Here is a 23,574-nt window from a genome sequence, read left to right as displayed (position 1 = left end):
TACTTATTTGATTTTCTTAAATATAAAACGTATAATTATACCTAAGACCTTAAATTAGAATTGGAGGCATTTTGATGAATTGGAAGAAACAACTAACCTTGAATAAAAAAGAATATGATTTTTGTGATATTCAAGAGGTAGCGAACTCCTTTAACGGAGACTTAACTGCCTTACCTTACTCGATTCGTGTTTTATTAGAAAGTGTTGCTCGTCATTTAGGCGAAGATGTCACAGAAGAAAATATTGAGACCCTTGTTAACTGGAATCCTGCTGAACCAAAAGGCGTTATTCCATTTAAACCTGCGCGTGTTGTGCTACAAGATTTTACCGGTGTCCCTGCAGTGGTTGATTTAGCAGCTATGCGAGATGCGATTGTTTCCCTTGGTGGCAAAGCCTCCGATATTAATCCTGAAATTCCTGTTACCTTGGTTGTTGACCATTCCGTGCAAGTTGATGCCTCTGGCCGTCCAGAAGCTATCGCTATTAATACTGAACGAGAATTTGAACGTAATCAAGAACGTTATCAATTTTTGAAATGGGCACAACAATCATTCGATGATTTCGAAGTTGTTCCACCTGAAACAGGAATCATTCACCAAGTAAATATTGAATCGTTGTCAGATGTAGTAATTACAAAAGAAGTTGATGATCGGCTCTTACTTTATCCTGATACGTTGCAAGGAACAGATTCACATACAACGATGATTAATGGTTTAGGCGTATTAGGTTGGGGCGTTGGCGGCATTGAAGCCGAAGCGGCAATTTTAGGTGAAGCCTCTTTCTTCCCAACACCAGAAGTAATCGGTGTGGAATTTGTGGGCTCCTTCCCTGCTGGTACAACGGCTACTGACTTAGCGTTAGCCGTGACTGAACGATTGCGTAATGAAAAAGTGGTCGGTAAATTCGTGGAATTTTTCGGACCAAGTTATTCTGAATTAAGCTTGGCTGATCGAGCAACTTTAGCCAATATGGCGCCAGAATACGGAGCAACATGTGGATTCTGTCCAATTGATGAAGAAACATTAAATTATATGGCAACTACTGGACGTTCCGACGAGTTAATAACCCTTGTTGAAACTTACGCCAAAGAAAATCACTTGTTTTATGATAAAGAAGTCGTTCCAACCTATACCAAAGTTGTCACAATGGACTTAGGCGACATTATGCCATCACTTGCTGGACCAAAACGTCCACAAGATCGAATTGCCTTGTCTCAGGTAGCAGAAGATTTCAATACATCGATTCCTGCGCCAGTTGGACCAAAAGGTTTTGGTTTATCTCCAGATGAATTGGATAAAACCGCCACTATTGATTGGGACAAAGAAGATAAAACATTGCATACAGGGGATGTTTTACTAGCAGCCATCACAAGCTGTACGAATACTAGCAATCCGTTCGTTATGCTTTCTGCTGGTTTATTAGCTAAAAATGCTGTGGAAAAAGGCTTGAAAGTTCCTGATTATGTCAAAACTTCTTTAGCTCCTGGTTCAAAAATCGTTACATCTTATTTAGAAAAAAGTGGTTTACTTCCTTACTTGGAAAAATTAGGGTTCTATTTAGTCGGCTACGGTTGTACAACCTGTATCGGAAATTCTGGTCCTTTAGACGAGGCTATTGCTGATGCTATTCAAGACGAACAATTGGTTGTATCTTCTGTTTTATCAGGGAATCGAAACTTTGAAGGTCGAATTCATCCACTGATTAAAGCCAACTACTTGGCTTCACCGCCATTGGTTGTAGCATACGCCTTAGCTGGAACAGTCCGTAAAGACTTGACCAAAGAGCCAGTTGGCTTTGACAAAGACGGTCAACCAGTGATGTTAGATGAGCTTTGGCCAAGTGCGGAAGAAGTCAATGCTTGCATTCAACAATACGTATCACCAGATGCCTTCAAAGAAGCTTATTCACATTTATTTGATGCCAATGAACGTTGGAATGAAATTGAAACAACAACCAGTGATTGTTATGAATGGGATGATGAATCGACTTACATCGCGAACCCACCATTCTTTGCAGGATTAACCAAAGAATTACCAAAACAAGGAACTTTGGAAGATTTACATGTGTTAGCAAAATTAGCAGATTCTGTTACAACTGACCATATTTCGCCTGCTGGAAGCATCGGCTTAGATTCCCCTGCTGGAAAATACTTGAAAGAAAAAGAAGTCGCTTATCGTGATTTTAACTCTTTTGGTTCTCGACGAGGCAATCATGAAGTGATGATGCGTGGAACATTTGGTAACATTCGTTTACAAAATGAATTGGTTCCAGGAAGTACTGGTAGCGTGACAAAATATTTGCCAACTGGCGAAGAAATGTCGATTTATGATGCTGCGATGAAATACCAAGAAAATAATATTGGTGGCATCGTCCTAGCTGGTAAAGATTATGGCATGGGTTCTTCCCGTGACTGGGCAGCCAAAGGAACCCAATTATTGGGTGTCAAAGTCGTACTAGCTGAAAGCTTTGAGCGAATTCATCGTAGTAACCTTGTGATGATGGGTGTAGTACCTTTAGAATATTTAGAGGGCGATACTGCTGAATCACTGGGCTTGACTGGCGAAGAAACCTTTAATGTCTTCTTACCAGAAGAACCACAAGTTCAACAACTAATTGATGTTGTTGCGAAAAAAGCGGATGGTTCTGAAGTACGCTTCATGACACGCCTACGCTTTGATGCACCAGCTGATATCCGTTATTGGAAAAACCAAGGTATTTTACCAATGGTTATCCGTAAAAAAATGGCGTAACAAAGGAGAAATTTTATGACTTACATTACTGTAAACAATGGGCAACGAACCATTCCTGACACACCAACCATCCCCTTTATTGCTGGGGATGGCGTGGGGCCAGAAATTTGGGCGGCTTCTCAACCCGTCCTTGACGCTGCCGTTACGAAAGCGTATGGTGATAGCCGCAAAATTTTCTGGCAAGAAATTTTAGCTGGCGAAAAAGCATTCGAAGAAACCGGTAGTTGGCTCCCTGATCATACCTTAGCTGCCATTGAACAAGCCAAAGTTGCTTTAAAAGGACCTTTGACAACGCCTGTCGGTGGTGGCATCCGTTCATTGAATGTCACTTTGCGTCAAACATTAGATTTATTCGCTTGTGTTCGCCCAGTACGTTACTTTGAAGGTGTCCCTTCTCCAGTGAAAGAACCTGAAAAAACCGATATGGTGATTTTCCGTGAAAACACGGAAGATGTCTACGCTGGGATTGAATTTGCCAAAGATCAACCTGAAACCAAACAACTTATTCAAATCCTACAAGAACAATTTGCAGTCAAAAATATTCGCTTCCCAGAATCTTCAGCAATTGGTATTAAGCCCGTTTCTGAAGAAGGGAGTAAACGACTAATTGGCGCTGCTATTGACTTTGCGATTGCACAAAAACGCCCAACGGTAACTCTTGTTCATAAAGGAAATATCATGAAGTTCACAGAAGGTGGCTTCAAAAACTGGGGCTATGAGTTAGCAGAAACTACGTATAAAGAACAATGCTTTACAATGAATCAATACCAAGCAATTAAACAAGCAGAAGGTGCCAAAGCAGCAGATGAAGCTCTTGCGACGGCGGAAGCGGCAGGTAAAATCATTGTCAAAGATGTGATTGCAGATAACTTCTTACAACAAATTTTGTTGTATCCTGAAAAATACGATGTCGTGGCAACGTGTAACTTAAATGGTGATTACATTTCTGATGCATTAGCTGCACAAGTTGGCGGTATCGGAATTGCTCCTGGTGGCAATATTAATTATGAAACAGGGTATGCTATCTTTGAAGCGACACATGGGACAGCACCCGATATTGCGGGTGAAGGCAAAGCTAATCCATGCTCACTCTTACTTTCTGGTGGTATGTTGTTAGAATTTCTTGGTTGGCAAGAAGCGGCAGATTTAATCACTTCAGCTATTGAGCAAGCCATTCGTACCAAGCAAGTCACAGCGGACTTTGCGCATGCCTTGCCAGATGCTACTCAATTAACAACCCAAGAATTTGGTTCGTTACTCGTATCGATTATTAAAGAATAAATAAGAAGACAGTCATTCGTGGCTGTCTTTTTGTTACCTTGTTATTTACTACAGGTTAACGATATGTTATACTCACAACGTTAACCAAACATTAATAACAAGTTGACAGAAAGCGAGTTGAAAAAATGAAATTATCCTTACGAGAACAACTAACAGCCGCCATTTTTGCCGGTGTGATTGCGGTCTTTTCACAAATCATTATTCCATTAGGTCCTGTTCCATTAAGCCTACAAACATTTATTGTCGGTCTAACCGTTACCTTACTCGGTCGCAAAACAGGAACTTGGGCAATTATCATTTATTTATTATTAGGTTTAATTGGTTTACCTGTTTATGCAGGCGCGGGCAGCGGAATTGGTGCTGTCTTAGGTCCGACTGGTGGTTATTTGGTGGGATTTTTATTTACAGGGCTGTTACTTGGAACATTATTAAAAAAAGTGCCACTAACCTTTTTTTGGGTGATTTTAGCGAATTTAATTAGTTTTATCGTGACTTTATTATTTGGTAGTATTTGGTTAAAAATCGCCAACGATTTAACTTGGACAGCTGCTATGCTAGGAGGCTTTTTACATTTCTTACTACCAGAAATCATTAAAGCTATTGCCGCTGGCACGATTGGTGTCCTGTTATTGCGACGATTGCCTGAAAAATTTTTAAGCTCCAAATAACAAAAAAAGGTTGGCGATTTTATTCGCCAACCTCTTTTAAACCGATATAAATCGGAACTAAAGCTTGATAAGTTTCTAACATATATTGTCTCATACGCTCCAAATCCCACTCACTGTCTTTTGGAATAATGCGGCCGATTTGAAGTTCGCTTTTTTTCACCTTTTTCAAACGCTGCAAAGCTTTCTCGAATGCTTCGTGTGTCAATGGTTCATAATCACTTTTAGTATGATCTTTGTTGAAAACAAAATCCTTCGGCAAATTAGTCCACCACTCTGGATGTGCCAGTAAGGCATCCGCCATTTGCTCTTTGCCTTTTGGTTGATCAATAATTGACAGCCACATAAATACATACTCAGGAAAGATTCCTAATTGAAAATGAGCTTCCATTTTATAACCACGTTTTTGGCGACTCAATGCTGACCAAGTATTTTCAGGAGGATGGACCGTCCGACGAATATGTTGTGCAATATGAATAAATAGCTCATCTTCGACTTCTGGTTCTAATTTAGCTTTAAAATATTCATTTAAGGATTGAAAAACAGGCTGAATATCCTTGCGAATAGCTGCCATTCGTTCGTCCAGTCCTTCAACTTGAAATACTTCAAAACTTGTTTCGTTAAACATTTCGTTCACTCTTTCTGTATAGATTCATTTATTCTGATAAAAATTTTTCAATTGTTGGATGCCATTTTGATGCATAAAGTTCAATTGAACCGATGACTGAGCAATCCCCGCTTTAAAAGAAAACACCACATGTCCTATCTTTTTGGGATACAACCATTTCGTCGTTTTTTCTGAGAAAGATTGGATTTTACTGCGCTCAATAAACGTCTGTACGCGCGTCAATAAAAAATAGTTTTGGACACAAATACGGGTAGAAGTCTGTAAATCGTATCCTTGAAAATAACTAGCATGCCAAAAAATACTCATCAATATAAGACCCACTCCTCCTACAATAACACTTCCCCAAGGAAAAAGAAAATAACTTCCAACCATCCCTAGAACTGTCAGCACCAAAGGAATACGAATAAAATACCACCAATAATGACGAGAAGGATACTGTAGCACCGGCGCATTCAATTGCCACTCTGGCAATAGAAAGTCCAAAATATGATAGACATCTTTCTCATAAACAATCGGCAATAAAAATAGTTTAGTCGTCGTTTCTTCTTCGTAGCCACCCATTAAAAGCACTTCGACTGAAACCAGTCCAAAAATTTTACGTAACCAAGCTTGCTGAATCGTAATGCCTTGAATTTTAGCTAAAGGAATGGTTTGAATTTTCCGCTGTAACAAACCACTTTCAATGATTAACTGATTCTCTTGCCGTTTTACTTGAAAAGCATAATACAAAAGATAATTTTTGATAAGCGCAAGAAGAATGGAGACTACAACCAGACTGACAAGCACTCCCGTCACTACGAGCCAACCTGCTCGGACCAATTCATTGCCTAAATTCCATATTTGATCATACCAAGACTCTGGTAAAAACTGCTCAACCATCGCCGCAAAAGCTACCACACCTGCAAAAACACTTAAATTCGTCAGACTAAATAATAGAATTTGTCGTGAGGATACTTCGTATAATCGTTGCAATGGCTGCGTTTTTGTATCTGTTTTTCTGCGAAGATTCAGTTCTCGCAACACGTTCTCTGGCACAATCAATATAGCTTCTGCTTGTTCTGTATGACCACTGGCTGTTTCAATAGCCAGACGTACCACATGAAATGGCTTGTAGAAAAACCACTGTTGTTGCTTAATCGTTTGGATTTGTCCATACGGAATACTTGTTTCATGTTTATTTATAATACCAGACGAGACCACTAACATATCTGGTAGCAACTGATAGGTGTGGAAAAAATAACCGAGTCCTGACCAAATCAACAAGATAACACTCAAACCTAGCAAAGTCAGCCATGCATACACATCATGCCAACGAATTAGCACAAGAATTACCAAGAAAAAAACGGAGCGAATTTTAGTGACGACATCTACTAAAAAAGCTAAGCTGTGTTGACGACACCTCTCATTCATACTCTCTCAACCTCACTTGACGCATAATTTCTGCTCGCAACTGTTGGGCTTCTTCGATATCTAAACCAGCAATTCGATGGGTCGTTGCCGCCGTATGTACAACGATTTCCATTAAATTTTCTTTTCGAAGAAAGGGACCTTGTTCTGTTTCAATGTGTTGGATACGAACAATTGGCACGATGGTTGTTGAACGAAAGAAATAACCTTTTTGAAACAACATCTCGTCATTGGTTAACTCATAACGATAATACAAATAGCGATACGGCAAAAGCCACCAACTACTAATTGTTGCAACAAGGACCACGCCAAACAAGCTACTCATGACAATTGTCCAATACTGATTCCACCACCCAAAATAATAGGCAGCGATACTAATCCCAATGAGGACTACGAAGCTGATGCAACTAGTGACAACTAATGTACGTTGCCAAACTTTTTTGATTCTTTCTGGCATTTGATTGACCAGCAAAGGATACGCCATGCTTTTCTCACCTTTCTTTTTCACATGCGGTAATTATATATCGATAAAACCAGTCGACTACGCATCACCTGGTTTTAACATTTGCCAACCTAAAAAGGCTAATACCCCACTAAATAATACAACCATATAAATTAAAATTTGAAAATCACCACTTGCATCAATTAATGACCCAATTAATACGGGGATTTGCCCACCAATCATATAACCAAAAGCTTGCGTCATTCCCGTCCACAAACTAGCTTCTTTCGGGGTCTTGGTGTGTACCAAAGGCAATAACATCGCAATCGGGAAAAAACCGCCCGTCCCAAAAGCAAATAAACACATCGCTAAAACAGCTGGTACCAAATGCGACATACTAAAACAAATCGTTCCCAGTAGCATTGCCCCACTACAAGCATAAATCCAATAAATCGGCTGACCAATGCGATCCATAAATGTCGGAATCAAGAAACTACAAGTCGTTTGTATCACCGTAAAAGTAGTTAATAAAACAACACTTCGACTAGCTAATTCTGGATCATGACGATAAAATTCGGTAATCCAAGTCAGCAGACTATAAAACATTCCCGATTGAATCGCAAAAAAGATGACCATTTTCCAAGCTTGCCGTTCTTTTAATGGCAAATGACTTGATTGAACCGTTACTGCTTTTTCTTGCGGGGAAAACAGTAGCCATAAAATGGCTGCCACTAACGCAATTACTCCCCAAATCGCTAAAGCAGGTAACCAACTATCAAACACTCCCGCTAATTTCGAACTAGAACTTGAGGCAAAGACTGAACCTAAGCCCATAGCCAATGAATAGATGCCAATTAATAATCCTGCTTGATTTGGAAACTCTTCTTTAATAAAACCCGAAAGCATCGGACCAATAATTGCAACACTCAAACCAATCAGAAAAGCAGAGAAAACTAAAATAACATAACTTGGCATTAATCCTCTGCTTAGGGTGGCTAATCCCATCAAAATCAGCAGAAAGAAAATACTTTTCCTACGACCGAATTGTTGTTGAAAACGGCCAATAAAAAAAGCAAATAATCCCATACAAAAAACAGGGATACTCGGCAATAAACTTGCCTGAAAGTTTGAGATATGTAACGTCTCTTTTAGTTCATTCATGACTGGTGGGACACTAGAAATACCCAATCTTAAATTAAACGCAACCACAATAATCAACAAAATATTTTTCACATAATTTTTCATAGGCTCCTCCTTTTAAATAGTTGGTTTTAGTATAGCACAACAAAAAACGACCTGCTAAAAAAAACAAGTCGTTTTTAATAATCAATCATCGTGACGCTTCGCTTAAATTCATCCAATACGTGTTGTTCTTTATACCTATCAAAAGCTGGTTGATTTCGTCGTAAAATCCCGCGTATTTTCGTTGGATTAAATACTTCCGCCAATTGGTTATCTAAAACAAAGGCGCGTGTTAATTGCCATTCAAAATAATAACCAAACGGACGACAATGGTAAATAATATCGTCAATCGTTTGGGTACCAAATCGACGATGTGTATGCCCAAAAACCACTTGCTCTACTGCTGGAAATTGTTCCAAAGTTTCGCCAAATATTTTGGCACCTAAGAAAGCATTTAAATGATTCCATCGTTGGTACTTTCCTGTATGTTGAACGATAAATTCTTCTTTAGGAACGAAATGAGTGGCGACCACAATTTTTTTATCTGCCGGAATGGTCGTCAATACCTTTCCTAAGCGTTCGGATACTCGCTGACTAATTTCAGGATCCGTCCCAGCACGCTGAATCATGCGGTCATACCAAAATAAATTTTTCAATCGCAAAATTTCATTCGCATCTTTTATATCCGAAAACTGATAATCGTACCAACCATTGACTCCGAGTAAGACATGCGAGGAAGATAACTCCACAGTCGAAAAGTTCAAGAAATGTTGGTGATTGTAGTCTTCAAAATCCTGCTCTTTGCCAATATCTGCCATTTCATGATTGCCCCAATGAAATGTTGTCGGCAAGCCTTGTTGAAAAAACTCGACAACTTCTACTGCTGTCTTCACTTTATTCGCAATATCACCTGCTAGATGAAAATGTGTGACTTCCTGTGCTTCTAAATAATCACGAAATCGTTGCAAATCAGCAATCGTTAAATGATTGATATCAGCATGAAGGTCGGTGACTACTGCTAATTTCCCCATATGATCCTCTCATTTCATCTAATTCAATTCGCTTAATCGGTACATTCGCCACTAAAATACCGTTATCTGATGTTAATTGTAGTCGTTGATAGGCCTTTTCAATACGGACACAGACCGATTGATCCAAATAGCGCTCCGATGTTTTCTTCATCCATACTGTCCCCAATTCCGTCGCTAACTGATCGTCATAGACAGCTAATTCTTCCGATAACGCTTCTGGTACAATCAAAAAACGAAAATTTGGATACAATTGACATGAAGCTGCCGAATCCACAAAAGGTCCTTGCGCATCTTCAAAATCAAGTAATAATCGGTCATCTTCTTTCATGAAAGTCTTTATTCTTGCTTGTGCTTCTTCTGTAAAATGCAATTTCATCGTTGCTCGCTCCATTCTTTTTTTGACACACTATATCTAACAATATTGACGACACGATCACGCATTTTTTTCGCTTCATAAACGGTACTTTCTTTGCTCATGCCAATCTTTTCCATCACTCGTCCAGAATTGGGATTTTCGACTTCATGAATAGCAAAAATGCGTACCAAATCTAATTGCTCAAACCCTAATGCCAACAAAGCTCTTGCTGCTTCTGGTACTAAACCCCGTCCCCAGTAGGCTTTATTAATCGTATAACCAAGTTCAGCCGTACTATCTGGATTTACACGCAAGTCAATCGTACCAATCATTTTGTGGTTCTCTTTATATTCAATCGCAAATTTTCCTAACGGCGCAGCCATGAAAAATTCAGCAATTGCTTGTCTGGTTTCTGCTAAACTTTGATGCCTCGGGAAAACAAAAGTTGTTGTCTCTTCATCGCTTGCGTATTCATACATATCTTGTGCATCTGCCAGCGTGACAGGACGTAAAACCAAACGCTCTGTTTCAATTCGATTATTTTCTGCTAAAACCAATGGTGTTTCCATTGTACCACGTCCTTTTTAACAATCTATTATACAGCTCACAAAAAAATTAGCAAGTCATCATTCAGGCTGTTTTTCCTCACCTCTTGTGTGTTATAATACAACAAAGTACACGTTAGGAGGAAGACAAATGTCTGATGAATTACAAAAACATTTGGATAAAAGTCTCTATGGCGCGCCCTTAGTTAAACCAGATGAACAACGAAAATATTTAGGTACCTTTCGCGAGCGTTGTTACCTCAGCATGACGATTGCTCAAATGAAGAAACCTTCTAATAAAAAATTACTTGCAAAACATGTAGCAGATTATTCAAATAGTAGTATCTTACTAAATGGTCAATTACCAGAAAATGTGCAAACAAGTTACATCCAACTTGCGACACAAACTGGCATTCCTTTTACCATTATCGATCAAGCAACAGATTCTCCCGATAGCATTGGTTTACTAGTGGTTGCTAAAACAGCCGTCAATGAGCAAACCATTGATATAGAAGAAAAATTTGCCCCTTCAGCACCCAGTCCGTCGTCTGATATACAAGAAAAAAAGAGTTTTTGGCACAAATTATTTCACTAAAGGAGGAATGACTCATGCACACACCAACTTATGATGAATTAAAAAAGGAGCTTGTTCGCGCATTAGATATTCATATCGACATTCTAAAAGATACCTCGTTGATTGATCCAGAGCATCTGGATGGAATTATGTTTATGATGCGTAGCTTTGGGTTTATGCTTGACCGAGCACCCAAAGTGTTGCTAGAAGAAAATCCAGAAGAGATGAATTTTTTGATGTTTCAGTATTATAGCCTATTAAGTGAATTAAAGTACAATCTTCGACTAAATTATCCACATGCTCATTTACAACAACGCTCACTAGAAGAAATTGTCCAACTCTTTCCGACTACTTATGAAAAGGAGATGAAAGTCTGGTGGGAACAACTAACAGGTCTCCACGTGGATGACAGCAAACAAACAATTGAAATTGAAAGCTTAAATAATTAGCAAAAGAAGCGATGACTAAACTAGTCATCGCTTCTTTTATTTTTTCATTCCTACTTTGAATGCCAAGTAATACATGCCAGCTAAAATCCCGCCACCACCGACAAGATTTCCTAGCCATACAAAAACAATATTTTGGACAAATTGCCCCATCGTCACGCCCCCTGCTAACATACCAGCAGCTAGTAAGAACATATTCGCAACCACGTGTTGATACCCCGCAATGACAAAGCCGGCAATTGGCAAAAAGGTTCCAAAAATTTTACCAATAAAATCCTTAGCTGCAATATTCATATAAACAGCCGTTGATACTAAAATATTACATGCAATCCCTGATAAAAAAGCTTGCAACGGTGCATCCGCTGTTCTGCCTGCCGCCACAGCAATCGTCCTATCTACAAAATTCCCTTGTAATGTATAAGAAAAATAACCAAAAAATACTGCAACAACCACTGTCCCAACTAAATTGAAAATGGAAACCAACAACATATTACGCCCCCATTGTTTCCACGTGATGGCTTTTGCATATAAAGCCATCGTCACAACTAGCATATTGCCAGTCACCAGTTCGCCACCAACCAATAGCAAACAAATCAGCCCAAAAGGAAAGATTAGCCCGCCGATAACATTCACTAACGTTCCCCATTCAGCTGGCATACTGCCCATGCCCCGAATCATCGCAGCACCTGCCAAACCAATAAATATTCCCGCCATAATTCCTAAGGTTGCTGTTGTCAAAAAGCTATAGTTGGCTTTGGCTTTCCCTCTAATAATTGCTTCATCAACTAATTCTTTCGGTGATAATGACATCTTTTTTCCTCCTCTTCGCTTTCTTGTTATACATAACTTGGGATTTACACTCTATTTTTACTATGTACAACACATTGTTCATAATAACACAATCTAACAAATCTAGAAATAGCTCTAATTGAAATAGTCGGACGGATAATTCGCAACCACTTGATATAATCAAAAATTCAATTCTTAGACAATAAGTGTAATACTGATCATTCAACGATTTGACACCAAAAAATAACCCTTACTAACCAGAGCTAGTAAGGGTTTCATAGTTAGTTATACTTCTGGAAATAATAGATCTAACACATCTTTTGTTAATCGACGATTTTCTCCTTGATAAACATACATATGCATGTGCATCGCAGGATTAAAATTGGCTTCGATAATACCGTAAGCGTTCGGTTCGTCCGCTGAACGGGTCGTATCAGGGATAATTAAATCAATGCCACAAATCACCGCACCCAACGCTTCAACTGCTTTGACAGCAATATCTTTATAGCCTTGTGGAATTTGATTGGTCACATCAATCGAATCACCACCGGTACTAATATTGGAATTTTCACGTAGGTATACAATTGTTTCTGGTTCAGGGATACTATCAATCGTATAGCCTTGTTCTTTTAGCATTAATTTTTCAATTGTTCCTAATTGAATCAATTCTAATGGTGAACGATGGTGCGAACCACGTAATGGATCTTCATTTTTCTTTGCCACTAATTCGGCAACAGTATGCACGCCATCACCTTTGACATTAGCTGGTACGCGCAACATAATGGCACGTGTCTCTCCATCTAACACAAAGAAACGATATTCTGTTCCAGGTAAAAATTCTTCCACTAATATAGACGAGTCTTCCGAAAAAGCAATTTCTACCGCTTCTTGATAAGCTTCATAAGAGGCACCTTCTTTAAAAATAGAAATGCCTAGCCCATAATTTGTGGATTTTGGCTTCACAACAAATCCTTGTTCAGCAAATTCTGGATAAGCTTGTAGCGCGGATTGCACATCAGCGAATTCACTCCCTGCCGGAACACGAAAGCCCGCTGCTTTTAAGACTTTTTTAGTCACCGTTTTATTTTCCATGATTAAAGGGACAATATAGCTATCTTTTCTTGTCATGTTGGCATTCTTGACATATTCCACATGTTTGCCGGCAGTTAATTTCACGAATTGATCACTTTCATCTAAGACTTCCACTTGAATGCCGCGTTGAATCGCATCAAACAATAAAATTTGGGTGGACAATTCCATCCCGCGGAAACCTGCTAATTGATAAGGTTTCTTCCACGCTTGTGTATGATAATGACGACCTTTTTCAACAGCAAATGCCTGTTGGCTTGGTTGGCTGTCGGTATATATTTTTCCAGCTAATGTCTGGGTCGGTTCTGCCAGCATTTGTTCCAGATGAACAATCATATCAGCAGGTACAGATAAGTCAAACTGCTCGATAAAGGCTGCTAACTCTGCCACGAGCTGTCTACCTTCTTCCGCAAAAGCTGTGACCGCCAATGGATGTTCCAATGCAACCAGATTATTTTTGCGTTCACCTTCAGCAATCCAAGCATCGGCATCGGCACCTTCGTCCTTCCACAATAAAAATAGTAAAAAGACATGCAAGAATGCTACTTGTTCTTCACTAATGCCATATGGTTCATACGGATTCAAATCAATGTTTCTTAACTCAATGTAACGAATTCCCGCATCAGCTAAATCGGCTACTTTCTTGCCACCACGCAAACGGACAGAGGCATAATATTCTTTGTCTTCAGATAATTTTCCTTCTTCAACCATTCGAGCAATGTCCGATAAGTAGCCCTCTAATGTGCGATAAGTCACTTTAACGTCTTCATGATTCGTGTAGCCATATTGACTGCTACGAATACTACGTACAGGTTCCTTTGGCCCTTTTTCATCAACAAAATAACAGGCCTCGCTAACAGGAGAAGCGCCATAAAAATAAGTAACAAGCCAACGATAGTGCATATAATTACGGGTTACTTTTAAATATAATTCTGTTTTGAATTTTAAATAGTCAGTGAACGCTGTTTGTTGATTGAATAATTGTTGCACAAGTGCGTCATCAAATTCAAAATTAAAATGAATGCCACTTACCATTTGTTTACGTTTGCCATACGTTTTTGCTAAATAACGGCGATAAAGTACGCCTTCAAAATTATCCAATTTTGCAATGACAATTTCTTCTTCCTTTTCAGGTAACGCCGGTGGCATACTTAATGGCCATAACATTTCTACTTGATCCATTGAACGATAAGCAACATCATGAATCGCTGCTAAATAACGGAACAATTCTGGAATGCTATTAGTTACCGGTGTAATTAATTCCATTTGTGTTTCCGCAAAATCAGTTTGGATATATGGATGGTGCGTGCGATTTCCGAGACAACTTGGATAGTCACTTGTTGCTAACTCACCAGTTAATGATGTTCGTTGGCTCTCCTTTTCTAAACCATAACGTGCTTTTAATAAGTACGGTTGAACCGACTTTTTTTGTAACAGTGCTTGTATATTCATGGGTGTCCCCTCTTTTCATTTTCGCTACACGTATTATAGCAAACTTTCAAAGAGGTTTGCTTACTTTTTGTTTATAAAAAAGCCCCTATGCAATCCTTACTGTTTGCATAGGGGAAAAACTTATTTTGTAAAATTATCAAAGTAACCTTGAATGAAGACAATGGGTGTCCCTTTATCGCCACTACCAGAAGTTAAATCTGCTAATGAACCAATTAGATCAGTTAATTGACGAGGTGTTGTACCTTGTGCTTCCATTGCGCCAACTAAATCGTCCTCTTTATCGTTAATGTGTTTTTTAATAGCTGCTTCTAATTCCGCACCACGTAAACCGGCAAAATTATTGTCTGCCAAATATTTCAATTTCACTTCGTTCGGTGTACCGTCCAAACCATCAGTATACGCTGGTGAAACAACTGGATCAGCAAGTTCCCAGATTTTACCTACAGGATCTTTAAAGGCACCATCACCATAAATCATTACTTCAATGTTTTTGCCAGTTTCTTTTTGAAGTATTTCTTGAATTTTATCAACGACTGGTTGACAATTTCTTGGGAATAACTTCACGGCATCTTCAGTTGATTTATTTGAGCCTAATAAGCCATATTGTTCATTGTAGCCACTACCGTCCACAGATTCAGATAAAATGTCATCCATTGTATATACTTTTTCAGCACCATTTTGTTCTAAAATTCGTTTTGTACGGTAACGTGTATGAATATCGCATGTCAACACACTTTTTGTATGTTTCAAAATTGTTTTTGGTTTTTGAGAGAAAATTACTTCACATGATGCACCTTCTGATGTGATTAATTCTTTGTAATAATCAATATAATCCACACCGGTAAAGCGATGTTTGTTATAACCAAATAATTCTCTAAATTCGGCTTCTGTTAATTCGTCTGTCCAAGGATTTACGCCTTTTTCATCCAATGCATCCAATGAAATTAAATGATTTCCGACTTCATCAGAAGGATAGCTCAACATTAAGACGATTTTTTTCGCTCCACGAGCAATTCCTTTCAAACAGTTTGAAAAACGATTACGACTTAAGATCGGGAAAATCACACCGACTGTATCGTCACCAAACTTATTGCTGATGTCTTTTGCAATTTGGTCTACACTTGCATAATTTCCTTGTGCTCGTGCTACGATGGACTCTGTAATTGCCACGATGTCACGGTCTTCAAATGAAAAACCTTCTGCTTCTGATGCTTGTAAGACACTATCAACAACGATTTGTTCGATATTGTCTCCTTCATTAATAATTGGACAACGTAATCCTCTTGTCACAGTACCGACTGTTCGACCCATTATATTCGCTCCTTTAGTTTATGTAGCCTATTTTATTGCATTACTATTGTACTATAGCGCTTTTTGCGTTATAAATAAAGTGAATATATATTATGATAGATATAAGGAGTGCTTATATGTTATCGAAATTAGATTTGTATCGGATTTTTGATGCTGTTGCACAAAACAGTAGTTTTTCACAAGCAGCCAAACAATTATTTCTGACTCAGCCCGCAGTGAGCCAATCTATCATGCAACTGGAAAATGAATTAGCTGTTCGCTTATTCAAACGTACATCGAAAGGCGTCACCTTAACACAAGAAGGCACGTTATTATACGACTACGTCCATTCCGCCATCCATTTAATCGAATCGGGTGAAAATAAAGTGCAAGAACTGAAAACACTCACCGCTGGTACTATTACGATTGGGGTTGGAGATACTATTTCTCGGTATTATTTGCTACCTTATTTAGAAAATTTCCATCGCCGCTACCCTGATATTAAGTTCAAACTAATCAACGGGACCACGTCCGAGCTCTGTACAATTTTAAAAACCGGACAAATCGACATTGCGATTTGTAATTTCCCAATTGAAGACGACAAACTAGAATTAATTCCTTGCCAAGAAATTCAAGATACGTTCGTTTGCGGAGAACAATATAAAAAAGACTTCACCAACCCGATTTCCTTAACCGAGCTAGTGAAGTATCCTTTAATTTGTTTAGATAATGCCTCGATTTCACGCCAGTTTATTGACGAGTTTATGGAGAGTCACGGCATCCAACTCGTGCCAGAATTTGAATTAGGTGCGCATGATTTATTGTTAGACTTTGCTAAAATCAATCTCGGAATTGCCTGTGTCACTCGTGAGTTTGCAGCAGATTATCTCAAAGACGGTAGCTTGACCGAAATTCAATTAACCGAGCAAATCCCCAAACGTTCCATCGGTATTTGTTATTTAAAAAGTGTGCCTTTAAATACTGCCTCACTGAAATTTATTGCTGGCATGGTCTCACCTTCATAGTGCTTCATTCGTTACAGGCTGGATCTGGGTTACCGTCTCTAAGCCATAAATCGACTTATTACAAAAATAGAGAATAGCTGTCAAAATCATGCACTGGCATTTAGTAACATCACAATTTTTAATGAAAACATCATCAATAATGAACCACCTACTAATGGTTGCTCATTGAAAAGACAATTATCCACTACAAAAAAACCAACGTCCTTCTCAAAAGTCCGTTGGTTTTTTCAGCTATTCTTCTTGTAACAAGTCTTTAAATAGTCCCATTACAAAATCATTTGGATTGAATGTTTCTAAGTCATCAATGCGTTCACCTAGTCCGACTAGTTTCACTGGTAAATGCAGTTCATTACGAATGGCTAAAACAATGCCACCTTTTGCTGTACCATCTAATTTAGTTAATACTAGACCAGTCACATCGGTTGTTTCTTTAAATTGTTTGGCTTGCGTCATGGCATTCTGACCAGTTGTCGCATCTAACACTAGTAATACTTCGTGTGGTGCTTGAGGGTCGACACGTTGAATGATTCGTTTAATTTTATCTAATTCATTCATCAAGTTAACTTTATTTTGCAAGCGTCCAGCAGTATCGACTAATAAGACATCAGCATTTTCTTCTTTTGCTCGTTGCATTGCATCAAAGACAACCGCAGCTGGATCGCCACCAGCTTTGCCACGTACCACTTCAACACCTGCACGTTCGCCCCAAACAACTAACTGATCAATCGCTCCTGCACGGAAGGTATCTGCTGCAGCCAGCAAGACTTTTTTACCTTCTAAACGGTATTGATGTGCTAATTTACCGATACTTGTGGTTTTACCAACACCATTGACACCCACAAATAAGAAAACAGATAAGCCATCTTTTTGTACGTTTAGTTCATTGACTTCGTTTAGACCTTCTTCTTCATACAAGTCCACTAATTTTTCAATAATGGCATTTTGAACAGCGGCAGGTTTCTTGGCATTACGTAATTTGACTTCTTGACGTAGCTCATCTGCAATCCGCATCGACGTTTCAAAACCGACGTCAGCACCAATCAAGGTCTCTTCGACTTCTTCAAAAAAGTCTTCATCAACTGAACGGAAATTCGCAAATAACTCATTCATGCGTTGCTTGAAGGTCTTACGTGTCTTAGCCAACCCTTTGTTGTATTTTTCTTGGGTATCCTTTGGCGCTTCAACGATTGGCTCTGGTTCAGCAATCGGTTCTTCTACAACAGGTTCTTCAACTGCTTCTTCGACTTCCACAACAGAGACTTCTGCTTCAGGTTCAGGTTCAATAACCTCTTCCATCGTTTCTTCTAGTGTTTCTGTCACTTCGGGAGCTTCTTCATGGATGACTTCCTCAGCTGAATCAACGGTCTCTTCGACATCGGCTGATTCATCAATATCAGATACGTCATCTATTTCAGGTTTGACTTCTTGTTCTTTTTGCTTATCCTTGACAAAGGCGTTTTTGATTTTATCAAATAATCCCATCCGATTCACTCCTTTTTTCTATCCTTTTTCTTTATTGTAACACATATTTTTCAACGGCTTTTGCAACACCATCTGCTTCATTTGAATCCGTCACGACATCCGCAATTGCTTTCACACGGTCAATGGCATTTGCCATCGCTACCCCGATACCAGCATACTCAATCATTGGTAAATCATTTTCCTCATCACCAATGCACATCACTTCTTCTGGTAAAATATCTAAATCTTGCGCTAATAAGGAAATCCCATAGGCTTTGGTAATTCCTTTTGGCATAAATTCCAGCAAGTTTTCTCGAGTTTTAATTACTTCATAAGTTTCTTTGAAAACATCTGGAATTTTTTGAATTTGTTGGTCTAAATACTCTTGATGATAAGCTACGACCGCTTTATTATACAGACGTTCTTCTGATAAATCCGCTGTATGAGCTGGTTCTGGCAATAACAATGGTGAAAGTTCCGGATAAATCGTTTGGTGGTTCTCTGACGTATTAAAAATAATCACGTGCTCTTGTGATAATACATCCAATGGTAAATCTAACATTTTGGCTAAATCGACTAAGCGATGCACATCAGCTAATTGTAAACCTGCACGTTCCATGACTTCACCAGTATCATTTTTTTGCACTAAGCCACCGTTAAACGTAATGCTGTAGTCACCTTCATCTAATAAATCCAACTCTTCTAAAATCGGTTCAATCGCTCGTAATGGACGACCTGTGCAGATGACCACTTTTACGCCTTGCGCTTTCGCTTGTTTCAAGGCTTGCTTATTACGTTCTGAAATCTGCTTCTGTCCATCAAGTAATGTACCATCTAAATCAATGGCAATTAATTTAATCATGTTATTCTCCTTTTTCCACTATTTTTCCTTCTTCAGAAACATCTTCTAACCGTACAGAAACGATTTTGGAAACGCCTGATTCTTGCATCGTCACACCATATAAAACATTGGCTGCTTCCATTGTGCCTTTACGATGTGTCACTACGATAAATTGTGTATCGTTTTGGAATGTCCGTAAGTAATGACCAAAACGCAAGACATTCGCTTCATCCAAGGCTGCTTCCACTTCATCAAGCACACAGAAAGGAACTGGGCAAACTTGAATAATAGAAAATAGTAACGCAATGGCAGTTAACGCCCGCTCGCCACCTGATAATAGACTTAAATTTTGTAATTTTTTCCCTGGTGGTTGTGCTTCTATTTCAATCCCTGTATTTAATAAATCGGTCGGATCCGTTAAAATTAATTCCGCACGTCCGCCGCCAAACATATTAGGAAAGACGACTTTAAATTGCTGGCGGATGCCTTCAAAAACAGCTTTGAAGCGTGTTTTGACTTCTTCATCCATTTCTGACATCGTATCAAATAATTGACCTTTGGCCGATAACAAATCATCACGTTGACCAGTCAAGAAACTATGGCGTTCTTTGACTTGTTGATACAATTCAATCGCATTTAAGTTTACCGGTCCTAACGCATCAATTTCACGACGCAAACGTTGAATTTCTTGCTTGTTTTCGTCATTTTTTTCAACAGTTGGATACATTGTTTCCGCTGCTTCAAAAGTGACTTGATATTCTTCTTGCAAGTAATGCAATCGATTATCTAAGACGAGTTCTGCACGGTTGTTCTCCACTTCCACCTTGGTTTGTTTTGCCAATGTTTCTTTTTGTTGGATATTCAACTGACTGACTTGTTCGTCCTTCAAAGTAATCGTTTGTTGTAATTGATAGCGTTCATCACGAAACGCTTGTAGCTCTTGTTGTAAGGTTTCTTTTGCGGTTGTCAATTCGCTCACTTGTTTGTCTAGCGCTTCTTCGGTCATCTCATGGTCTGAAAAATTCATTGATAAAGCTGCGATTTGACGTTCTAACGATTCTTTTCGCGCACCATATTCGGCTTCTGATTGACTTAACGTCGCAATTTTTTGTTGCAAATGAGTCGCTTGTTCTTTATTTACGGCAAAATCTGCTTGCAACTGACTCAACGTTTGACTTAACGTTGCCCGCTTTTCTTCAATCAAATCTTCTTGGGCACCTAATTCTTCCATTTCTTGATTCACTTTAGCTAAAGCTTTTTCAACGGTTTGTTGTTTTTCGGTTAATACTTCTTTTTGCTCTGCGTATTCTTCAAAGAAAAGTTGCACTTCGCGGTTTTCAAATGCAAAGATTTGTTGTTCTTTTTTCAAACGGTCCAACTCTGTTTGTAAATGCTGACGCTCACTAGATAATTCTTGCTCTTTCATGCGCGCCGCTTCTCCTGAATGTCGTAAGGTTTCCAGTGCTGCTTGTGCTTCTTTCGCCGCTGATTCAAATTGTTGAACTTGCTTTTCAGTTACATGCAGTCGTTCATCCAATTGTTTCACTTGATTGGTTAGTTCTTGCAATTCATTGGTTTGGCCAAATAAATTGCCTTGATTGCCACGTTTCGTAGCTCCACCAGTCATTGAACCACCCGCATTCATGACATCTCCTTCAAGAGAAACAACACGGTAGCGATAATTCATGGTACGTGCTAATTGATTGGCGCTTTGTAAATCTTGGGCAATGACAATTGGTCCTAATAAATTTTCCACGATTGTACGGACATGGTCAGGAAAGGACACTAATTCACTCGCCATTCCTAAAAAGCCTTCGACCATACTTGCTTGGTTACGCATGACTTCTGAAATCGGTCTTGGCTTAATCGTAGTTAACGGTAAGAAGGTTGCTCGCCCGCCCCGACGGTTTTTCAAGAAGGTGATTCCTGCACGAGCATCACGTTCTTCTTCCACGACAATATGTTGCGCTGCACCACCTAAAGCTGTTTCAATCGCCAAAGTGTATTCTTTTGGTACATCAATCAATTCGGCAACTGCTCCGACAATTCCTGATAATTCTTTTTTATGTTGTAAAACCAAACGTACCCCTTGGTAAAAACCAGTATAATTTTCTTGAATGTCTTGCAAGCTTTTCTGTCTCGCTTTGACTTGTTGCAAATCATTCATCAATTGATACATTTTCTTTTGGGCATCAATAAATTGTTGTTGGTTTTTTTGCGCTTTTTCTTGGGTTTGTGTATAGGTGCGACGTTGTTCGGATAGCTTCTCTTGCTCAACCGTTAAAGCAGCCACAATTGCTTGCAATTGCGCTTCTTTTTCTTGAACTTCGGCGCTGACAGTCGCTTGTTTTTCTAGAGCATGTTGGTTTTTCGCTAGTTCTTGTTGGTGCTGACGCTCTAAATACTTCAATTCGTTCCCAATATTGGCTTGTTCTTGCATATAGTCTACATACTGACCTCGCAAGTCTTCAATCAATTCTTTGGTCGTTTTTTGGTATTTATGCAATTCTGCTTCCGTTTCTTTCATTTGTTTCTCTAATTGTTGAACAGAACCATTTTTTTGTGATAATTCTTTAATTAACTGGGCTTTCTCAGCTTCCAGTTCTTCTAGTTTTTGAGAAACATTCTCTAAACTTTCTTGGTATTCCTGATTGCTTTTTTGCGTATGTTTGGAGCGCTCGAATAAGACTTCACGTTGTCCTTCAGCTTGCTTCAGCGCTTCGACTAAGCGTAAATGTTTTTGATTGCCCTCTTCGAGTTGTTGATCCAGTTCACTACGACGTAAACGCCAATCATGCAATTTGGTTTCTTCGCTATGAATTGCTTGGGCAATTGTCTCTAGCTGTTCAACAATCGTTTCTAATTCTTGCTGCGTCTTATCCCAAACTGCCTTCGCTTCCTTCATTTCAGCAACCGTGTAGGCAACATCAATTTGGGTAAAGGTCTCTTTTAGTTTTAAATACAATTTAGCTGTTTTACTTTGTTCTGCAAGGGGCGCCATCTGATCTTCAAGTTCATAAATAATGTCTTGTACCCGACTTAAATTATCCTCTGTCTCAAATAGTTTTTGCTCCGCTTGCTTCTTGCGTTGTTTGTATTTTAAGACGCCTGCAGCCTCTTCAAAAATGCCACGGCGATCTTCTGGTTTACTGCTAAAAATAGCCTCCACTTTCCCTTGAGAGATAATGGAAAAGGACTCTTTTCCTAAACCAGAGTCCATAAATAATTCTTGAATGTCTTTTAAGCGACAGGCTTGCTTATTTAGATAAAAATCACTTTCCCCCGTGCGGCGTAAACGGCGTGTCACACTGATTTCACTATAATCAACGGGTAAATAATGGTCGGTATTATCTAACACAACGGTGACTTCAGCGATATTCAATGATTTACGTGAATCAGATCCTGCAAAAATAATATCGGGCATTTTGCCTCCACGTAAATTTTTAGCAGACTGTTCCCCTAACACCCAGCGGATGGCTTCTGTAATATTACTTTTCCCACTGCCGTTTGGTCCCACAATGGCCGTTACACTATTTTCAAAATCAATGACGGTTCGATCCGCAAAAGATTTGAAACCTGCTATTTCAATTCGTTTTAAGTACACTTGCGTTCCTCACTTACTCTTCAAGACGCAACAACGCATCGGCTGCTGCTGCTTGTTCTGCTAATTTTTTTGATTTTCCGTGACCTTTCCCAATTAGTTTTTCATCACAAAAAACTTCCGTCCAAAACAGACGTTCATGCGCCGGTCCTTCTTCTTTGACTAAACGATAATCGATGAAGACATCACCTGCTCGTTGTAGTACTTCTTGTAATCTTGTTTTATGATCCATCTCATGTGAAAAAGCACCTGCTTGGACTTTAGGGAAGACAACCTTCTTCAAAAATTCATTGACTGTTTGCAAATTTTGGTCCAAATACAATGCACCTAAAAATGATTCAAACAAATCACATAATAAGGACGGACGATTACGCCCACCAGAATTTTCTTCTCCTTTACCAAGACGAATGTAGCAATCAAAATGACATTCTTTCGCAAATTTCGCTAGCGTGTCTTCTCGAACGATTGCTGCACGTAATTTTGTTAATTTACCTTCTGGGACAGTTGGAAATTGATGATATAGAAAACGTGAAACAAGTAATTCTAGCACCGCATCTCCTAAAAATTCCAAGCGTTCATTGTCCGATAGTTGCAAATTACGATGCTCATTCACATAAGATGAATGGGTGAATGCCTGCTCCAATAAGCTGACATCATGGAAAACAATATTAAATTCTTCTTTTAATTCACTAATTAACTGATTATCCATTCGTTCCATTC

20 protein-coding genes are annotated in these 23,574 nt (G+C 39.0%); 6 read left to right on the top strand and 14 right to left on the bottom strand.

Translation table 11 applies throughout. The features are described from left to right. The first annotated feature begins 74 nt into the window (after positions 1-74). The 3 genes from acnA to BAU17_RS05290 all read left to right on the top strand — a co-directional run bounded on the left by acnA (position 75) and on the right by BAU17_RS05290 (position 4,699). Positions 75-2,750 (top strand): aconitate hydratase AcnA, encoded by a 2,676-nt coding sequence (acnA, locus tag BAU17_RS05300; RefSeq protein ID WP_161901781.1) that lies wholly within the window; start codon positions 75-77, stop codon positions 2,748-2,750. Positions 2,751-2,765: 15 nt separating this feature from the next. Continuing rightward, positions 2,766-4,031, top strand: coding sequence for an NADP-dependent isocitrate dehydrogenase (icd, locus tag BAU17_RS05295; RefSeq protein WP_161901780.1), 1,266 nt, complete (start codon positions 2,766-2,768; stop codon positions 4,029-4,031). 125 nt (positions 4,032-4,156) lie between these two features. Continuing rightward, the gene (locus BAU17_RS05290) at positions 4,157-4,699 is read left to right on the top strand and encodes a biotin transporter BioY (protein WP_161901779.1); all 543 of its coding nucleotides are present in this window, start codon (positions 4,157-4,159) and stop codon (positions 4,697-4,699) included. A gap of 19 nt (positions 4,700-4,718) precedes the next feature. On the opposite strand, the gene BAU17_RS05285 is transcribed toward BAU17_RS05290, so the two are convergent. The 7 genes from BAU17_RS05285 to BAU17_RS05255 all read right to left on the bottom strand — a co-directional run bounded on the left by BAU17_RS05285 (position 4,719) and on the right by BAU17_RS05255 (position 10,310). After that, positions 4,719-5,324: a DUF1054 domain-containing protein gene (locus BAU17_RS05285; RefSeq protein ID WP_161901778.1), complete on the bottom strand. Its 606-nt coding sequence runs from the start codon at positions 5,322-5,324 to the stop codon at positions 4,719-4,721. Between the two features lie 24 nt (positions 5,325-5,348). Further along, on the bottom strand, positions 5,349-6,734 hold the full coding sequence (locus BAU17_RS05280) for a PH domain-containing protein (RefSeq protein WP_161901777.1): 1,386 nt from the start codon (positions 6,732-6,734) through the stop codon (positions 5,349-5,351). Next, the gene (locus BAU17_RS05275; RefSeq protein ID WP_161901776.1) at positions 6,727-7,215 is read right to left on the bottom strand and encodes a PH domain-containing protein; all 489 of its coding nucleotides are present in this window, start codon (positions 7,213-7,215) and stop codon (positions 6,727-6,729) included. The genes BAU17_RS05280 and BAU17_RS05275 overlap by 8 nt, the downstream gene beginning before the upstream one ends. A 57-nt stretch (positions 7,216-7,272) precedes the next feature. Further along, entirely contained in the window at positions 7,273-8,418 is a 1,146-nt protein-coding gene (locus BAU17_RS05270) for an MFS transporter (RefSeq protein ID WP_161901775.1), read from the bottom strand. A gap of 74 nt (positions 8,419-8,492) precedes the next feature. Continuing rightward, positions 8,493-9,386 carry a metallophosphoesterase gene (locus BAU17_RS05265; RefSeq protein ID WP_161901774.1) on the bottom strand — a complete coding sequence of 298 codons (894 nt, stop codon included), beginning with the start codon at positions 9,384-9,386 and terminating at the stop codon, positions 8,493-8,495. Continuing rightward, positions 9,349-9,762, bottom strand: coding sequence for an iron-sulfur cluster biosynthesis family protein (locus BAU17_RS05260; RefSeq protein ID WP_161901773.1), 414 nt, complete (start codon positions 9,760-9,762; stop codon positions 9,349-9,351). The genes BAU17_RS05265 and BAU17_RS05260 overlap by 38 nt, the downstream gene beginning before the upstream one ends. After that, the gene (locus BAU17_RS05255) at positions 9,759-10,310 is read right to left on the bottom strand and encodes a GNAT family N-acetyltransferase (RefSeq protein WP_161901772.1); all 552 of its coding nucleotides are present in this window, start codon (positions 10,308-10,310) and stop codon (positions 9,759-9,761) included. Before BAU17_RS05255 ends, BAU17_RS05260 begins: the two co-directional genes overlap by 4 nt. A 127-nt stretch (positions 10,311-10,437) precedes the next feature. Here BAU17_RS05255 and BAU17_RS05250 point away from each other — a divergent pair, with 127 nt between their 5' ends. Together BAU17_RS05250 and BAU17_RS05245 are read left to right on the top strand one after the other, a co-directional pair. Then, entirely contained in the window at positions 10,438-10,881 is a 444-nt protein-coding gene (locus BAU17_RS05250) for a YueI family protein (RefSeq protein WP_161901771.1), read from the top strand. A gap of 14 nt (positions 10,882-10,895) precedes the next feature. Next, positions 10,896-11,309 carry a hypothetical protein gene (locus BAU17_RS05245; protein ID WP_161901770.1) on the top strand — a complete coding sequence of 138 codons (414 nt, stop codon included), beginning with the start codon at positions 10,896-10,898 and terminating at the stop codon, positions 11,307-11,309. A 36-nt stretch (positions 11,310-11,345) separates the two neighbouring features. Here BAU17_RS05245 and BAU17_RS05240 read toward each other — a convergent pair whose 3' ends face one another. From BAU17_RS05240 to BAU17_RS05230, 3 genes are all read right to left on the bottom strand, one after another. Beyond that, positions 11,346-12,116, bottom strand: coding sequence for a formate/nitrite transporter family protein (locus BAU17_RS05240; RefSeq protein WP_161901769.1), 771 nt, complete (start codon positions 12,114-12,116; stop codon positions 11,346-11,348). 264 nt (positions 12,117-12,380) lie between these two features. Further along, the gene (gshAB, locus tag BAU17_RS05235) at positions 12,381-14,636 is read right to left on the bottom strand and encodes a bifunctional glutamate--cysteine ligase GshA/glutathione synthetase GshB (RefSeq protein WP_161901768.1); all 2,256 of its coding nucleotides are present in this window, start codon (positions 14,634-14,636) and stop codon (positions 12,381-12,383) included. A 120-nt stretch (positions 14,637-14,756) separates the two neighbouring features. Then, the gene (locus tag BAU17_RS05230; protein WP_161901767.1) at positions 14,757-15,947 is read right to left on the bottom strand and encodes a coenzyme F420-0:L-glutamate ligase; all 1,191 of its coding nucleotides are present in this window, start codon (positions 15,945-15,947) and stop codon (positions 14,757-14,759) included. A gap of 116 nt (positions 15,948-16,063) precedes the next feature. Here BAU17_RS05230 and BAU17_RS05225 point away from each other — a divergent pair, with 116 nt between their 5' ends. Beyond that, entirely contained in the window at positions 16,064-16,951 is an 888-nt protein-coding gene (locus tag BAU17_RS05225; RefSeq protein ID WP_161901766.1) for a LysR family transcriptional regulator, read from the top strand. 231 nt (positions 16,952-17,182) lie between these two features. Here the strand turns inward: BAU17_RS05225 and ftsY are convergent, their stop codons facing one another. The 4 genes from ftsY to rnc are packed head-to-tail and all read right to left on the bottom strand — an operon-like array spanning position 17,183 to position 23,563. Then, a complete protein-coding gene (ftsY, locus tag BAU17_RS05220) occupies positions 17,183-18,433 on the bottom strand; it encodes a signal recognition particle-docking protein FtsY (RefSeq protein WP_161901765.1) in 1,251 nt (416 codons plus the stop codon). Positions 18,434-18,464: 31 nt separating this feature from the next. Beyond that, positions 18,465-19,274 (bottom strand): Cof-type HAD-IIB family hydrolase, encoded by an 810-nt coding sequence (locus BAU17_RS05215; protein ID WP_161901764.1) that lies wholly within the window; start codon positions 19,272-19,274, stop codon positions 18,465-18,467. Between the two features lies 1 nt (position 19,275). Further along, the gene (gene smc, locus BAU17_RS05210; protein ID WP_161901763.1) at positions 19,276-22,857 is read right to left on the bottom strand and encodes a chromosome segregation protein SMC; all 3,582 of its coding nucleotides are present in this window, start codon (positions 22,855-22,857) and stop codon (positions 19,276-19,278) included. Between the two features lie 13 nt (positions 22,858-22,870). Beyond that, positions 22,871-23,563, bottom strand: a complete 693-nt coding sequence (gene rnc, locus BAU17_RS05205; RefSeq protein ID WP_161901762.1) for a ribonuclease III — start codon at positions 23,561-23,563, stop codon at positions 22,871-22,873. Positions 23,564-23,574: the final 11 nt, after the last annotated feature.

The sequence above is a fragment of the Candidatus Enterococcus willemsii genome (assembly GCF_009933335.1).
Taxonomy (GTDB): domain Bacteria; phylum Bacillota; class Bacilli; order Lactobacillales; family Enterococcaceae; genus Enterococcus_F; species Enterococcus_F willemsii.
The sequence above is the reverse complement of the archived record's forward strand: the minus strand, read 5'-3'. Positions and strand labels throughout refer to the sequence as shown.

Coding starts and splice junctions, on each gene's coding strand:
- BAU17_RS05250 (WP_161901771.1), top strand. CDS start 10,438: ATGTCTGATGAATTACAAAAACATTTGGATAAAAGTCTCTATGGCGCG.
- BAU17_RS05265 (WP_161901774.1), bottom strand. CDS start 9,386: ATGGGGAAATTAGCAGTAGTCACCGACCTTCATGCTGATATCAATCAT.
- BAU17_RS05255 (WP_161901772.1), bottom strand. CDS start 10,310: ATGGAAACACCATTGGTTTTAGCAGAAAATAATCGAATTGAAACAGAG.
- gshAB (WP_161901768.1), bottom strand. CDS start 14,636: ATGAATATACAAGCACTGTTACAAAAAAAGTCGGTTCAACCGTACTTA.
- acnA (WP_161901781.1), top strand. CDS start 75: ATGAATTGGAAGAAACAACTAACCTTGAATAAAAAAGAATATGATTTT.
- BAU17_RS05280 (WP_161901777.1), bottom strand. CDS start 6,734: ATGAATGAGAGGTGTCGTCAACACAGCTTAGCTTTTTTAGTAGATGTC.
- BAU17_RS05240 (WP_161901769.1), bottom strand. CDS start 12,116: ATGTCATTATCACCGAAAGAATTAGTTGATGAAGCAATTATTAGAGGG.
- rnc (WP_161901762.1), bottom strand. CDS start 23,563: ATGGATAATCAGTTAATTAGTGAATTAAAAGAAGAATTTAATATTGTT.
- icd (WP_161901780.1), top strand. CDS start 2,766: ATGACTTACATTACTGTAAACAATGGGCAACGAACCATTCCTGACACA.
- BAU17_RS05290 (WP_161901779.1), top strand. CDS start 4,157: ATGAAATTATCCTTACGAGAACAACTAACAGCCGCCATTTTTGCCGGT.
- BAU17_RS05230 (WP_161901767.1), bottom strand. CDS start 15,947: ATGGGTCGAACAGTCGGTACTGTGACAAGAGGATTACGTTGTCCAATT.
- BAU17_RS05285 (WP_161901778.1), bottom strand. CDS start 5,324: ATGTTTAACGAAACAAGTTTTGAAGTATTTCAAGTTGAAGGACTGGAC.
- ftsY (WP_161901765.1), bottom strand. CDS start 18,433: ATGGGATTATTTGATAAAATCAAAAACGCCTTTGTCAAGGATAAGCAA.
- BAU17_RS05260 (WP_161901773.1), bottom strand. CDS start 9,762: ATGAAATTGCATTTTACAGAAGAAGCACAAGCAAGAATAAAGACTTTC.
- BAU17_RS05275 (WP_161901776.1), bottom strand. CDS start 7,215: ATGGCGTATCCTTTGCTGGTCAATCAAATGCCAGAAAGAATCAAAAAA.
- BAU17_RS05245 (WP_161901770.1), top strand. CDS start 10,896: ATGCACACACCAACTTATGATGAATTAAAAAAGGAGCTTGTTCGCGCA.
- BAU17_RS05225 (WP_161901766.1), top strand. CDS start 16,064: ATGTTATCGAAATTAGATTTGTATCGGATTTTTGATGCTGTTGCACAA.
- BAU17_RS05215 (WP_161901764.1), bottom strand. CDS start 19,274: ATGATTAAATTAATTGCCATTGATTTAGATGGTACATTACTTGATGGA.
- BAU17_RS05270 (WP_161901775.1), bottom strand. CDS start 8,418: ATGAAAAATTATGTGAAAAATATTTTGTTGATTATTGTGGTTGCGTTT.